Raw genomic sequence first — 14204 nt, 5'->3', positions numbered from 1 at the left:
ACCTACTGCGCCACCAGCCCCTTTGCGTCGCGCGCCAGCGCCGTGAGCCGGGAGATCGCGCGGAAATACTTCTTGCGGTATCCGCCATTCAGCATCTCCTCGCTGAACAGCTGGTCGAACGGCAGACCGGAGGCGAGCACCGGGACTTCCCGGTCGTAGAGCCGGTCGGCGAGCACCACCAGACGGAGCGCGGTCGACTGGTCGGCCACCGGCTGCACCCCGGTCAGGCACACGGCCTCGATGCCCTCGGTGAGCGCGCCGTAGCGGCTGGGGTGAATCCGGGCGAGGTGGTCGAGGAGAGCGGGGAACGCGTCGAGCGAGGCGCCGTCGGTGGCGTACGCCGTCTTGGTGACCTGCTCGTCGTCGTACGGAGCGGGGGCCGCGGGCAGGCCGCGGTGGCGGTAGTCGTCACCGTCGATGCGCAGCGGAAGGAAGTGCGCCGAGAGCCCCTGTATCTCGCGCAGGAAGTCGGCGGCGGCGAACCGGCCCTCACCCAGCTTGCCGGGCAGCGTGTTGGAGGTGGCGGCCAGCGCGACCCCGGCCTCCACCAGCCGGCTGAGCAGCGAGGAGACCAGGACGGTGTCGCCGGGATCGTCGAGTTCGAACTCGTCGATGCACAGCAGCCGGTGACCGCTCAGCGTCTGCACGGTCTGCTGGAAACCGAGCGCGCCGACCAGGTTGGTCAGCTCGACGAAGGTCCCGAAGGCTTTCTGCTCCGGGGCGGCCGGGGTCGCGTGCCACAGCGAGGCGAGCAGGTGGGTCTTGCCGACGCCGTATCCACCGTCCAGATAGACCCCGCGCGGCCCGGTGGGCGCGGCGGGCTTTTTGCCGCCGAACCAGCGCTTGCGCCCGGACCCGGTGGCGGTCGCCCCGCCGAGCCCGGCCGCGAAGGCGCTCAGCACGTTTACCGCTTCCGTCTGGCTGGGCTGCTTCGGGTCCGGCACATACGTGTCGAAGCGCACCGCATCGAAGCGTGGCGGCGGCACCATCTCGGCGACCAGGCGGTCGGCGGGAACGCGCGGCTCGCGGGCGCACAGGGACTGGGGAACCACTTCGGCTATGGACGAGGACACAGTCACCAGCTTAGACCGCCCGGTAAATGGGGGTGGGAGAAGAAGCGGTGGTGGGGTGCGTGCCCCCACCGCGACGCCGCCCCCCATTTACCGGGCGGTCTCGAGCGCCGTGCCACACTGCGTGACATGCGACGCCTGTTCCCTGTGACCGATGTGACCGATGTGACCGACATGGGCCCCACGGAGCCGAAGGACCCCACGCTCTCCACGGCGCCTCCGCACGCGTGGAGCATCGACGAGTTGGCCGATGCGTACCCGTATCCGGCGGAGCCCGCCGACGGCCCCTGGCTGCGGGCCAACATGGTCTCCACACTCGACGGGGCCGCCCAGCACGAGGGCCGCTCGCAGCCGATCTCCACCGACACGGACATGCGGATCTTCGGCACCCTGCGCGGCCTCGCGGACGTGGTCGTGGTCGGTGCCGAGACCGTACGCCTGGAGGGTTACCGCCCGGCCCGTGCACGCGAGGCCTTCGCGGCGCGCAGGGCGGCGGCCGGGCAGGGCCCGGCGCCGGCCATCGCGGTGGTCAGCGCCGGCCTGGACCTGGACTTCTCGCTTCCGCTGTTCACCGCCCCCCTGGTGCCGACGCTGGTGGTCACCGGGGCGGGGGCCCCGTCGGACCGTGTCCACGCGGCGGAGCAGGCGGGTGCCACAGTCGTGATCGCGGGCGAAGCGGCGATCGTGGACCCGGCCCGTGCGGTGCGGGAGCTGGCAGACCGGGGATTCCGGCGGCTGCTGACCGAGGGCGGCCCGCGGATGCTCGGTCAGTTCGTGGCGGCCGGGGTGCTGGACGAACTCTGCCTGACGATCTCCCCGATGGTCACATCGGGTGACGCCCAGCGCATCGTGGGCGGGCTGGGCCTCGAGGTGCCGGACCGCTTCTCGCTGGCTTCGCTGCTGGAGGAGGACGGCTTTCTGTTTGCCCGGTACCTGCGGGCCTGAGATATGCGGAATCCAGCGTTCCGCTTTCCTTTCATTGGGCACACTTACTTTCGCAGCCCCCGTGCGAGCGCGGGGGAGGATGGTTTCAGCAGAAGGGCTCAACGTGGTGTTCACGAGCGTACTGATGATCGAGAAACCTCTGACTTCCCAGGACGTGGAGTTCGTCACCACACTGCACGGTGACGAGGCCGTCTCGTTCGTCGTGCTCATGCAGCCCCGCGGCGATCAGGCCGACGTCCTGTTGCGAGCCATGGACGATGTGGCGCTGGGTGAGTTGGACGAGGTGGGCCGCGAGGCGGAGGTGCCGGAGGGCGAAGCCGCGAGGGGGCCCGCGGAGGTCGCTCTGCAGCAGGCCCTGCACGCGCTGCAGGCCGCGGGGAGTACGGCGGTAGGGCAGGTCGTCGAGAAGCATCCGCTCGATGTGCTGACGAGCGTGGTCGCCGACGCGAAGGCCGACGAGGTGATCGTGCTGACCGCGCCGCACTACGTCGAGGAGTTCTTCCACCGCGACTGGGCTTCGCGGGCCCGGCACAAGGTGGGCGTACCGGTGCTCAAGCTCTTCGCGCACAGCGAATAAGCTGGGGCTCCTTTTCACCCTGCTTCGTTCCGCACCGCTTTCGTTCCGCACAGCTCGTTCCGCACAGCTCGTTCCGTACATCTTGGGGAGACATCCGTATGGCATCCGGTAGGCCGACCGCCATGGACCGACCGCACTTCATCGGCATCGGCGGCGCCGGGATGTCGGGCATCGCCAAGATCCTCGCCGAGCGCGGCGCCGAGGTGGCGGGCAGCGACGCACGTGAGTCGCCGACCGCCGAGGCGCTGCGCGCGCTCGGGGTCACGGTGCACATCGGCCACGCGGCCGCGCATCTGGCGGACGACGCCGGCTGTGTCGTGGTCTCCAGCGCCATCCGCGAGGACAATCCGGAACTCGTCCGCGCCGCCGAGCTGTCCGTCCCGGTGGTGCACCGTTCGGACGCCCTCGCCGCGCTGATGCACGGCCGGCGCTCCATCGCGGTCGCCGGTACGCACGGCAAGACGACCACCACCTCGATGCTGGCCGTCGCGCTGACGGAGCTCGGCCTCGACCCCTCGTACGCGATCGGCGGCGATCTGGCGGGCCCCGGCACCAACGCCCGGCACGGCGAGGGGGACATCTTCGTCGCGGAGGCCGACGAGAGCGACCGCAGCTTCCAGAAGTACGACCCCGAGGTCGCCATCGTCCTCAACGTCGAGCTCGACCATCACGCCAACTACGCCTCCATGGACGAGATCTACCAGTCCTTCGAGACCTTCGTCGGCAAGATCGTCCCCGGCGGCACCCTGGTCATCGCCGCCGACCAGCCGGGTGCAGTGGAACTGACCGCACGTGTCCGCGACCTCGCCGGGATCGAGGTCGTCACCTACGGCGAGTCCGAGTCGGCCGACGTACGGGTCCACAAGGTCACTCCGCGCGGCCTGACCAGCGAGGTCACCGTCGTACTCAACGGCAAGTACCTCACCTTCACCGTGTCGGTCCCCGGCCGTCACTACGCGCACAACGCGGTCGCCGCCCTCGCGGCAGGGGTGGCGCTCGGTGTCCCGGCCCACAACCTGGCATCGGCGCTCGGCAAGTACACCGGCGTCAAGCGCCGCCTCCAGCTCAAGGGCGAGGCCGCGGGCGTCCAGGTCATCGACTCGTACGCGCACCACCCGACCGAGATGACCGCCGACCTGGAAGCGATGCGCGGCGCCGCCGGTGAGGCCCGGATCCTGGTGGTCTTCCAGCCCCACCTCTTCTCCCGTACCCAGGAACTGGGCAGCGAGATGGGCCGGGCGCTCGGCCTCGCCGACGCCTCGGTGGTCCTGGACATCTACCCGGCCCGCGAGGACCCGATCCCCGGTATCACCAGCGAACTGATCCTCGACGCGGCCCGGGCGGCCGGCGCCGATGTGACCGCAGCGCACGAGAAGGCGCAGGTCGCCTCGATCGTCGCGGGAATGGCGAAGCCCGGCGATCTCGTTCTCACCATGGGGGCGGGGGACGTCACGGACCTCGGCCCGCAGATCCTGGATCACCTGTCGAGCTGAGGAGCGCCATGTCGTACGACATCGAGAAGCCGGACGAGCAGTGGCGGGCGGAGTTGTCCGACGCGGAGTACGCGGTACTGCGCAAGGCCGGCACGGAGCCCGCGTTCGTCGGTGAATACACCGACACCAAAACCACCGGCGTCTACTCCTGCCGGGCGTGCGGCGCCGAGCTCTTCCGCTCGGACACGAAGTTCGAGTCGCACTGCGGCTGGCCGTCCTTCTACGACCCGAAGAACACCGACGCCGTCGAACTCATCGAGGACCGCTCGCACGGCATGCGCCGCACCGAGGTCCGCTGCGCACGGTGCGGTTCACACCTCGGTCACGTCTTCGAGGGCGAGGGCTACGCGACGCCGACCGACCAGCGGTACTGCATCAACTCGATCTCGCTGAGGCTGACCCCGGACGAGGGCTGAGCGGCCGGCAGCCGCCCCGCCTACCACGGGGAGATCGGCTGTGTGCCGGTGCGGCTGCCGTCGTGGTCGAGCAGGTGGCCCATGCGTTTGACGGTGTGCAGCCCGACGATGCGGTCGGTGACGGTGAGGGTGGGGAGCCGGGCGCAGAGAGCGGTCTCACGGCGCTGGATGTCGCCGATGTCGTGCACCCAGAGGGTGGCGAAGACGTTCGCCGGCCCGGTCACACCGGCGACCAGACGGCAGTCGGGGAATGCGGCAAGGGTGCGGTGCACCGTTGCGATGTCACGCGCGGGCACCTGGGCGAGGAAGGAGACCGGGACGGGGCGGCCGGCCAGTGGTGCGGCGATATCGCACCGGAAAGTGAGCACGCCGGAGTCCGTCAGGCGGCGCAGGCGGCGACGGACGGTGGCCGGGCTCGTGTCGCTGAGCTGGGCCAGCTCGGCCCAGCCGAGTCGCCCGTCCCGCACCAGGTGGCCGAGCAACGAACGGTCGACGGGGTCGAGTTCGACGGTACGCAGCGGCTCGCGCGCCGTTGACGCGGAGCTGTTGAGCGCGGTGAGCTGAGCCGGGTCCAGGGAACGCAGTCGCCAGCGGCTTCCTTCGACGTACAGCGAGGTGGCGAAGAGGCAGCTGACCGATGTGATGCCGGGCAGTCTGTCCAGCTTCTCGGTCAGGAAACGGCTGAGCGAGGGGAGGTCAGGGGCCAGGACGTCCAGCAGCAGATCCGCACTGCCGGGCCCGGTCACCTCGATGGTGGCCGCCTCCTGGAACTCGCTGAGCCGGGCCGCCAGCCGGGACCGCGCTCCCGGGCGGCAGCGGATCAGCACGAAAGCGGTGCATCTGCTGCGCGAGAACTCGCGCCCCGGCGCCGCGTAGATCCAGGCGAGCCCCGAACCGGTCAGCCGTTCCCAGCGCCGCGCCAAGGTGCCCGCGGTCACGCCGAGCACCGGCGCCAGCTCGGACCAGGCCGCCCGGGGCCGCAGCTGCAGGGCGTTCACCAGGGCGAGGTCGAGCTCGCTGCTTATGACCGTTTCTCGCATCAGAGGTGCTCCACACGTACGAATCCGTCGATCTTCCGGCCCGCATATACCTTCGCCCGCACAGTAGCCACCACTGTTGGTTCCGGCTACCCGACGAGGTGAGGTTGTGTCCACTCCAGTGGGAAGACTCCGGCCAGGGGCGGTGAGCTCCGGCCCGGCCATGCTCGCGACGATGGCGGTTGTCGTGCTGTTCAGCGGAATCGTGCAGGGCTACCTGACGCCGCTGCTGCCCGAACTCGGGCTGCGACTGCACATCGGCTCCGTCGGTCAGAACAACATCTACCTGCTGTCCCAGCTGGCCTTCGCGGTGATGACGCCGCTGTTGTCCCGGCTGGGTGATCTGTACGGTCATCGCAGGCTGCTCCGGGTGGCCCTGGGGATGGTGGCAGGCGGCTCGCTGCTGATGGCAGGGTGGCCGTCAGCAGCCACGCTGGCGGTCGGGGTGGTACTGCAGGGCGCGCTGGTGGGCTTCTTCCCGCTGCTGGTGGGGATCCTCCGGTCGAACGCCCCCGAGCGGAACCGCACCGGGATCTCGCTGCTGGTGGGCGTCCTGCTGATCTCGATCGGTGTGGGCGGCCTGGTGGCGGGCGTGCTCAGCGAACGGCATGCGGCGGCCGGTTTGTGGGTGGCCGTCCCGGTCGCGGTCCTCGCGGTGGTCGCCGGTCTGCTGCTGCCCGACAGCGACGCGGCGCGGGGCGGCCGTTTCCACTTCGGTGCGGCGGCGCTGCTGACGGCAGGTCTGGTGGCGCTCGTCCTGGTGCTGGCCCAAGGCAGTGCGTGGGGGTGGGCGTCGCCGCTGACCCTGGGCACCGGTGCGGGAGCCGTTGTGGTGCTCGCCGCCTGGGTGGTGGTCGAGCGCGGGTCGACCCATCCGCTGGTGAGCGTACGGATGTTGAGCAATCGTCCGCTGGCGGTGGTGAGCGGCTACACCTTCTGTGCCGCTTTCGCGACGATCGGCTTTCTCGGAGCCAACGCCCTCTTTCTGGGCGCCTCGCCGTCGCAGGCCGGTTACGGCATGGGCATGGGACCGCAGACGATCGCCACCGTCTCGCTGGCCATGGTGATCGCCGGATTCGTCGGCTCCACGCTGACCCCCCGGCTCGCCCGCCGGGTGGACGACCGCGCCGTCCTCGCCCTGGGCGGAGTCCTCATCGCGCTGGGCTTCCTGGGACTGATCCTCTTCCACGACACGCTCGCGGAGTACCTGGCGGCGGTGCTCGTCGTGGGGCTGGCGACCGGACTCTTCGAGTCGATCACCCGCACGCTTGCGGCAGAGATCGTCGAGGAGCATGAGACCGCACTGGCGGTCGGCCTCAACGAGCTGGCCCTGTCCCTGGGTGCGGCGATCGGGGCCGCGGTGATCGGCGCGTTCTTCGCCGCGCACGAGGTGCGCGGCACCGCGTACATCGGGATCTCCGGCTACCTCTGGAGCTGGGGAGCGTGCGCATGCGTCGGTGTGCTGGGGGCGGCGCTCACCCTCTGCTACCGCAGCCACCGGACCGCCGGCACCCGCGCGGCGGCCGGACGGCAGTCCGACCACACAGCGCCGAGCGGAGGCCTGGCATGACGGACATCCGTACCTCTGACAGCCGTGCCACTGATGCCCGCACCCCTGATTCCCGAACCGTGCGGCAGGCCGTGGCGTCATCCGTCTGTTCCTGGAGCGACCGGCTGCTGGCCCTCAGCCACAGCCTGCACGACGAGCCCGAGACGGCCCTCGAGGAGCATCGCTCGGCAGCGAAGATCGCCGAACTGCTGGACACAGCAGGGTTCACCGTCACCCGGGGAACCGGTCAACTGCCCACCGCGCTGGTCGCCACCCGGGGATCGGGTGATCTGGTGCTCGGACTCTGCGCCGAGTACGACGCGCTGCCCGGCATCGGGCACGCCTGCGGGCACAACGTCAACGGCGCGGCCGCGGTCGGTGCGGCCCTCGGGCTCGCCGCCGTCGCGGACGAACTCGGCCTGACCGTCAAACTCATCGGCACCCCTGCGGAGGAGGACATCGGCGGCAAAGTGCTGCTGCTGGAAGCCGGAGCCTTCGACGACGTCGCTGCGGCGATGATGGTGCACGCGGCGCCGGAGGACAGCGTCGGCGCTTCGTCACTGGCCATCGGTGCCTGGGACATCACCTACCGGGGAGCACCCTCGCACGCTGCGGTCGCGCCCTGGGAAGGCGTCAACGCCCTTGACGCGATGACCCTCGCCCACACCGCCGTCGGCCTGCTGCGCCAGCAACTGCCGCCCGGCGCGCTGGTGCACGGCATCGTCACCGAGGGCGGACAGGCCGTGAACGTCATCCCCGAGCGCGTCCGCGCCCGCTATGAGGTCCGTGCCCCGACGCTGGAGCAGCTGACCAGTGTGCGCGGCAGGGTGCGCGCTTGTTTCGAGGCCGGTGCCCTGGCGACCGGAGCCCGGCTCGAACTGCTCAGCCGCGGGCGGGACTTCGCCGAGCTGTGCCAGGACCCGTTCATGTCGGACGCCTACGTCCGTGCGGCCGGCGAGCTCGGCCGTACCGTGGCGTCGCGGCGCGGCGAGTGGCTGGCCTCGACGGACATGGGCAACGTCTCGCTCCAGGTGCCCACGATTCACCCCACCATCGGCTATGACACCCACGGCGCCAAGCAGCACACCCCCGAGTTCACCGCCTACGGGAAGAGCCCCGGTGCCGACCGGGCGGTCGTCGACGGGGCGACCGCTCTTGCCCTGGTCGGCGTCGAACTCTCCACCACCGAAGCGCAACGGCGCCGCCTCATCGAGGGGGTCGCCGCGCGGCGGTCGCATCGCTGAAGGCCAAGGACGGACCAAGTCCGCGCTGCCCCTCGTCGCCCCATGCCCAAACACAAGGCGTTCCATTGGCGATGGGCGGCCCGGACGCGCCGAGGGGCGGTCGCCGCAGCCGCCGTCGCGTCAACCCCTTGAAACCACGGCGGGATTGCTGAGTCCCCGATGCGCTGCGGCCTCCGGGTCTTCTCGCCGCCCGGAGAAGCACCGATAACGTGGTCTCATGCCACACGCCTCCGCACTTCTCGTCATCGACATGCAGAACGATCCGGTGTCCCTCGCGTATCGGGCCACCGAGACCGTCGCCGCGATAGCCGGACTTCGCGAACGCGCCAAGGCCGCCGGAACACCGGTGGTGATCATCCTCGATCAGGGGGACGAGACGGAGGCCGGTACCGGAGGCCGGCGAGCCGTACCCGAACTCGCGCCCGCTGCTGACGAAGTCGTCATCCACAAGACCAGCCCCGACAGTTTCCTGGACACCGGTCTCGACAAGGTCCTCAAGGAACTGGGTGCCACCGAAGTCGTCGTCACTGGATTCGCGACCGAGATCTGCGTGGAGACCACGGCGCGCCAGGCGCTGAGCCACCGCTACGACCTGGTGATGGTCGCCGACGGACACACCACGTCCGTCCGGCCCGACACCGGTGAGTTCGCCTCGCCGCAGCAATCGATCGCACACCACAATGAGATCTACCGGCACCTCGCCTTCCCCGGGCGGCGCATCCGTGTGCTGAACGCCGCCGACGTGGACTTCGCTCCTCGCGCGGTGGCGTGCACCGGGAGCCCGCAGCCGGCGGCCGCCTCGGCGGGGCAGGGATCGTAGGTGACGTCACCCGTGATCGATACGGCGCTGGTCAGGCGCCTGATCGACGCGCAGTTCCCGCGATGGGCCGAGCTGCCGCTGGTGCTGGTCGACCCGGCCGGATCCGACCATGTGATCCACCGGCTCGGAGGAGAGCTGGCCGTCCGGCTGCCCCGCCACGCAGGGGCCGTCGGGCAGGCCGAGAAGGAGGCCGAGTGGCTGCCCCGGCTCGCCCCGCACCTGCCCCTGGCGATCCCTGTGCCGGTGGAGGTGGGCGAGCCCGGTTTCGGCTATCCGTGGCCGTGGTCGGTATCGCGCTGGCTGGACGGTGAGGCGGCGACCGTCGACGCGCTGGCCGGTTCCGCCGGGGCTGCCGTTCAACTGGCGCAGTTCCTGACGGCACTCCAACGGTTTCCGCCCACGGGGAGCCTGGTCCAGGACACGGTCGATGACCTTGCCGCCCGGGACAGCGCGACTCGGGCCGCCATCGCGCGGGTCGGCGGGGTGTTCGATGCCGCGGCCATGACCCAGCTGTGGGACGCGGCACTGGACGCCCCTGGATGGGAGGGCCCCCCGGTGTGGTTCCACGGTGACTTCCACACCGGCAATCTGCTGACCGTGGACAGCCGTCTCAGTGCGGTCATCGACTTCGGCGGGCTCGGTGTCGGAGACCCGGCCTGCGATCTGACCATCGCCTTCACGCTGATGTCGGCCGGGAGCCGGGCCGCCTTCCGGGCATCGCTCGGCGTGGACGACGCCACCTGGGCCCGGGGACGCGGCTGGGCCCTGGCCACCGGCCTGAACGCGTACTCCGCCTATGCCGCTGTCAACCCTCGGGTCGCTGCGCAGACCACCCGGCAGATCACCGAAGCGATCACCGGCTGAAAGCAACATGTTCGAACATCGCGGCAGCCTCAAAAAAAGCAAAGCAACAAACATTGACGCAATCGACCAGCGCGCGTAGCTTCTGGTCCAGTCCAAACGCCCGGCGGCGTCAACTCGCGGGCCTCGTAGACGAGTTAGCTCCATCCCCCCTCATTCCAGGAGCACACCATGCGCAGAAAGAGATCTGCTGCTGCGAGAGTCGTCCAGGGCACGGTGGTTCGACGAGTCGATCGGTACTGGCGCGCCCTGTTGTCCACCGTGGCGGCCGTCGGGCTCGTGCTCGGCGCCCTGATCAGCCTCCCGGGCGCGGCGCAGGCGGCCGGGTCGCTGCCGTGCGACATCTACGGCTCCGCCGGTACCCCGTGCGTCGCCGCACACAGCACCGTGCGTGCCCTCATCTCGTCGTACAACGGCCCGCTGTACCAGGTCACTCGCGCCTCGGACGGAGCCACCGCCAACATCGGGCTGCTGTCGCAGGGCGGCTACGCCGATGCAGGCCAGCAGGACGCCTTCTGCGGGAACAGCACGTGCGCCATCACGAAGATCTACGACCAGACCTCACGGCACAACGACCTCACGCCGGGGCCCGCGGGCACCTCGGGTATGGGCGCCGACCGTGGGGCGGACGCCAGTGAACTCTCGGTCACTGCCGGCGGCCACAAGGTGTACGGCATCTGGATCTCGCCGGGGGTCGGTTACCGCTCCAGCGGTGCGGCGTCCGGCGTCGCCGTGAACGGGCAGGCCGAAGGCGCCTACATGGTGGCCAGCGGCACCCACGTGGGCTCCGCCTGCTGCTTCGACTACGGCAACGCGGAAAGCACACCCGCGGACACCGGCAACGGTCACATGGACGCCGTATCCATCGCCACCACCTGCTACTTCGCACCGTGCACCGGTTCCGGCCCCTGGGTCGAGGCCGACATGGAGAACGGCATGTTCCAAGGTGACAACGGCTCCAACACCGCGAACACCGGCAACAACAGCACCTATGTCACCGCCATGCTGAAGAACAACGGGCAGACCACCTACGCGTTGAAGGGCGGCAACTCGCAGACCGGCGGCCTCAGAACCCAATGGGCCGGCGCCCTGCCGACGCGGGGCGGCTACCGGCCGATGCACCAGGAGGGCGGCATCATCCTCGGCACCGGCGGGGACAACAGCAACTGGAACATGGGCACCTTCTTCGAGGGCGTGATGGTCACCGGTTACCCGACCGATGCCGCCGAGAACGCCGTCCAGGCGAACATCGTCTCGGTCGGCTACTCGGGTGAGACCGACGTGCCCAACGGTCCGCAGGGGACCATCACCGGCCCCGGCGGCCAGTGTGTCGACGTCGCAGCGGACGACACCGGCGTGAACAGAGCTGCCGTCCAGCTCTGGAACTGCCAGTCCTATGCCGAGGACCAGTACTGGACGCATCACGCCAACGGATCCCTCAGCACCATCGGCCGCTGCCTGGACATCATCGGGAACGGCACCGCCAACGGCACTCAGGTCGAACTGTGGGACTGCAACGGCGTCGGCGGGCAGGTCTGGAACCAGCGGGCCGACGGTTCGCTGTTCAATCCGCAGTCCGGCCGCTGCCTGGACTCGCCCAACGGTGCGACGGCCAACGGAACCCGGCTGAGGATCTGGGACTGCAACGGCTCCGCAGCTCAGAGGTTCACCCTGCACTGAGAGGTGCCATAGCACCGGCGCGCAGGTGCCGGTGAAGGGGTGTGGGGGAACTTTCTCCCCCACACCCCTTCGGGCTGCCCGTTCGTCCTGCCTCAGCGTCTGCGACCGCTCGCACGGCGGGGTCACCCGCCGTGCGGCTCTGCTACTTTTCGGAGTCGAGAAAGCGGTATCCCGGCCGTGCGTGCCCCGGGGCGGACAAGGAGTGCCTCCTGATGGTTGCCTCGAATCGCGCCAGAAGGGTCACGATCGGAGATGTCGCCCGCGAAGCGGGGACGTCGGTCGCGACCGTCTCGCGGGTGCTGAACGGGGTCGACACCGTCGCCCCCGCCCTCGCCGAGCGGGTCAGACTGGCCATCGGCGGGCTCGGCTACCGGCCGAGCGCCGCGGCGCAGGACCTGGCACGCGGCCGGTCGGGAACGATCGGTGTGCTGGTTCCCGACCTGGCCAATCCGTACTTCCACGACGTCATCAAGTCGGTCTCCCTGCTTCTCCGTTCCGCCGGCAGCCGGGTGCTTGTGATGGACTCCGACGAGGACGCGGACGTGGAGCGCGAACTCGCCGAGGACCTGATCCGTTACGCGGACGGACTGCTGCTCTGCTCACCGCGGATGCCACGCGCCGACCTCGCCGCACTGGTGGGGCGGGGGATCCCCATGCTGGTCACCAACCGGGACGTCACGGGCCTCGCGCTGAACTCGATCAACGTCGACAACTTCGGCGGGATCATGGCCGTCTGCGGGCATCTCGCGCGGCTCGGCCACCGCAAGGTGGTCTACCTGGAGGGGCCGGAGAACTCCTGGGCCCATCATGAGCGGCGGCGGGCCCTGGCGGGCGCGGAGGCGTTCGGTGTCGAGGTGTGCTCGGTGCCCTGCGGGTCCACCACGGACGAGGGGTACGAGAAGGCTCCGACGGCGCTGCAGAGCGGCGCCACGGCGGTGATCGCGTACAACGACTTCGTGGCGATCGGTGTGCTCGCGCGCTTCTTCGAACTGGGCGTGAAGGTCCCCCAGGACATGTCGCTCACGGGCTTCGACGAGATCGACATGGCCCGGTTCTCCGCCCCGGCGCTCACCACGGTAGCGGTTCCGCGGGACCGTCTCGGCAAGCTCGCCGGGGCGACCCTGGGCCGGATCATGTCCGGAGAGGAACACATCGAGCCGGAGATCATGCCGGTTGAACTGCGCGTTCGTAGTTCAACCGGTGCAGCGTCTTGACATGACTCCCGGCGGGGTGGAGCTTGTTCGCGACACCAGGCCGAGAAAGCGCTATCTCACCAGAGGGGTGCGAGTCTCCATGTCCCGTCCACTGCGCCAAAGTTCAGCAAGGCTCGCGCTCGCGGGACTGCTGCTCGTGGTCGCAGCCGCAGCATGCGGCGCACCCAATTCCGGCGGTTCGAACTCCAAGGACGAGTCCCCGCAGCAGGTTCCGGCGAAGCCGTCCAAGCCGGTCACGCTCAACATCCTCGATGTCGCGGGCAACCTTCAGCTCACCCAGGGCATGATCGACGCGTTCGTCAAGCAACACCCGGACATCATCAGCAAGGTCACCTACTCCAAGGCCCCGGCCCCCGACCTCGCCGGCAAGATCAAGGCGCAGCAGCAGGCAGGCCGGGTCCAGATCGACCTGGTGCTCACCGGCACGGACGGGCTCTCCGCGGGTCTCTCGCAGAAGCTGTGGAGCTCCATGACGGCGTATCAGTCACGGATCGGCAATCCGGACTATCTGGAGCCCGCCGCCGCGATGCAGAAGCTCGCCCAGGGGCACGGCACCGCGGTCGTCTACTACCCGTCGGGCCCGCTGGTCGAGTTCAATCCCGACAAGGTGAGCGCCGCACCGAAGACCCCCGCCGACCTGCTTGCCTGGGCCAAGGCGCACCCGAAGAAATTCCAGTACGCCGACCCGGCCAACTCCGGTCCGGGACGCACGTTCCTGATGGGGCTGCCGTACCTGCTGGGCGACAAGGACCCGGGCGATCCGGTGCACGGCTGGGACAAGACATGGAAGTACCTCAAGGAGCTCGACAAGTACGTCGGCGTCTACCCGTCGGGCACCGCCGAACTGATGAAGAACCTGGGCTCCGGCCAGGACGACATGGTGATGTCGACGACCGGCTGGTACATCAACCCGCGGGCGCTCGGCACCGTGCCGAAGAAGATGAAGGCCGGCCACTTCGACAACATGACCTGGGTGACCGACGCCCAGTACGCGGTCGTTCCCCGGGGTGTCAGCGCAGACAAGATGTCCGCGACGCTCCAGCTCATCAAGTGGATGCTCACACCCGAGCAGCAGGCCAAGGCCTACGACGACGGCTACTTCTACCCCGGCCCCGCGGTCAAGAACGTGCCGCTCTCCATGGCCCCGCAGAAGTCGCAGCAGGTGATCAAGGAGTACGGCGTTCCGGAGTTCGACCAGTGGATCGACCAGTTCCCGAAGAAGCCATCGCTGCCCGCGGCCCAGCAGGTCAAGGCATTCGACATATGGAACCGCGAAGTCGCGGGCCGGTAGGGGAATG

13 protein-coding genes are annotated in these 14204 nt (G+C 69.5%); 11 read left to right on the top strand and 2 right to left on the bottom strand.

Annotated elements, in window-relative coordinates:
* Nucleotides 1–2: 2 nt before the first annotated feature.
* Nucleotides 3–1079 carry a cell division protein ZapE gene (gene zapE, locus AB0436_RS18255; RefSeq protein ID WP_366468901.1) on the bottom strand — a complete coding sequence of 359 codons (1077 nt, stop codon included), beginning with the start codon at nt 1077–1079 and terminating at the stop codon, nt 3–5.
* A 120-nt stretch (nt 1080–1199) separates the two neighbouring features.
* Between zapE and AB0436_RS18250 the strand changes: the two genes are divergently transcribed.
* From AB0436_RS18250 to msrB, 4 genes are all read left to right on the top strand, one after another.
* Complete coding sequence (locus tag AB0436_RS18250) at nt 1200–2015, top strand: pyrimidine reductase family protein (RefSeq protein ID WP_366468900.1); 816 nt, start codon at nt 1200–1202, stop codon at nt 2013–2015.
* A 124-nt stretch (nt 2016–2139) separates the two neighbouring features.
* Nucleotides 2140–2592: an indole-3-glycerol phosphate synthase gene (locus AB0436_RS18245; protein ID WP_366468899.1), complete on the top strand. Its 453-nt coding sequence runs from the start codon at nt 2140–2142 to the stop codon at nt 2590–2592.
* Nucleotides 2593–2690: 98 nt separating this feature from the next.
* Nucleotides 2691–4085 carry a UDP-N-acetylmuramate--L-alanine ligase gene (gene murC / locus AB0436_RS18240; protein ID WP_366468898.1) on the top strand — a complete coding sequence of 465 codons (1395 nt, stop codon included), beginning with the start codon at nt 2691–2693 and terminating at the stop codon, nt 4083–4085.
* Nucleotides 4086–4093: 8 nt separating this feature from the next.
* Nucleotides 4094–4501, top strand: a complete 408-nt coding sequence (gene msrB, locus AB0436_RS18235; protein ID WP_366468897.1) for a peptide-methionine (R)-S-oxide reductase MsrB — start codon at nt 4094–4096, stop codon at nt 4499–4501.
* A gap of 20 nt (nt 4502–4521) precedes the next feature.
* Here msrB and AB0436_RS18230 read toward each other — a convergent pair whose 3' ends face one another.
* Nucleotides 4522–5541, bottom strand: a complete 1020-nt coding sequence (locus tag AB0436_RS18230; protein ID WP_366468895.1) for an Lrp/AsnC family transcriptional regulator — start codon at nt 5539–5541, stop codon at nt 4522–4524.
* 172 nt (nt 5542–5713) lie between these two features.
* Here AB0436_RS18230 and AB0436_RS18225 point away from each other — a divergent pair, with 172 nt between their 5' ends.
* The 7 genes from AB0436_RS18225 (at nt 5714) to AB0436_RS18195 (ending at nt 14197) form a co-directional block, all read left to right on the top strand.
* The gene (locus AB0436_RS18225; protein WP_366468894.1) at nt 5714–7108 is read left to right on the top strand and encodes an MFS transporter; all 1395 of its coding nucleotides are present in this window, start codon (nt 5714–5716) and stop codon (nt 7106–7108) included.
* Entirely contained in the window at nt 7105–8331 is a 1227-nt protein-coding gene (locus AB0436_RS18220; protein ID WP_366468893.1) for an amidohydrolase, read from the top strand. The genes AB0436_RS18225 and AB0436_RS18220 overlap by 4 nt, the downstream gene beginning before the upstream one ends.
* Nucleotides 8332–8548: 217 nt before the next feature.
* Entirely contained in the window at nt 8549–9151 is a 603-nt protein-coding gene (locus tag AB0436_RS18215; protein ID WP_366468892.1) for an isochorismatase family protein, read from the top strand.
* A complete protein-coding gene (locus tag AB0436_RS18210; protein WP_366468891.1) occupies nt 9152–10015 on the top strand; it encodes an aminoglycoside phosphotransferase family protein in 864 nt (287 codons plus the stop codon).
* Nucleotides 10016–10183: 168 nt separating this feature from the next.
* Nucleotides 10184–11692, top strand: coding sequence for an arabinofuranosidase catalytic domain-containing protein (locus AB0436_RS18205; protein ID WP_366468890.1), 1509 nt, complete (start codon nt 10184–10186; stop codon nt 11690–11692).
* A 212-nt stretch (nt 11693–11904) separates the two neighbouring features.
* Nucleotides 11905–12906, top strand: coding sequence for a LacI family DNA-binding transcriptional regulator (locus AB0436_RS18200; RefSeq protein ID WP_366468889.1), 1002 nt, complete (start codon nt 11905–11907; stop codon nt 12904–12906).
* Between the two features lie 79 nt (nt 12907–12985).
* Nucleotides 12986–14197: an extracellular solute-binding protein gene (locus AB0436_RS18195; protein ID WP_366468888.1), complete on the top strand. Its 1212-nt coding sequence runs from the start codon at nt 12986–12988 to the stop codon at nt 14195–14197.
* Nucleotides 14198–14204 lie beyond the last annotated feature (7 nt).

Source organism: Streptomyces sp. NPDC051322, from assembly GCF_040689485.1.
In the GTDB taxonomy this organism is placed as follows: Bacteria; Actinomycetota; Actinomycetes; order Streptomycetales; family Streptomycetaceae; genus Streptomyces.
The sequence above is the reverse complement of the archived record's forward strand: the minus strand, read 5'-3'. Positions and strand labels throughout refer to the sequence as shown.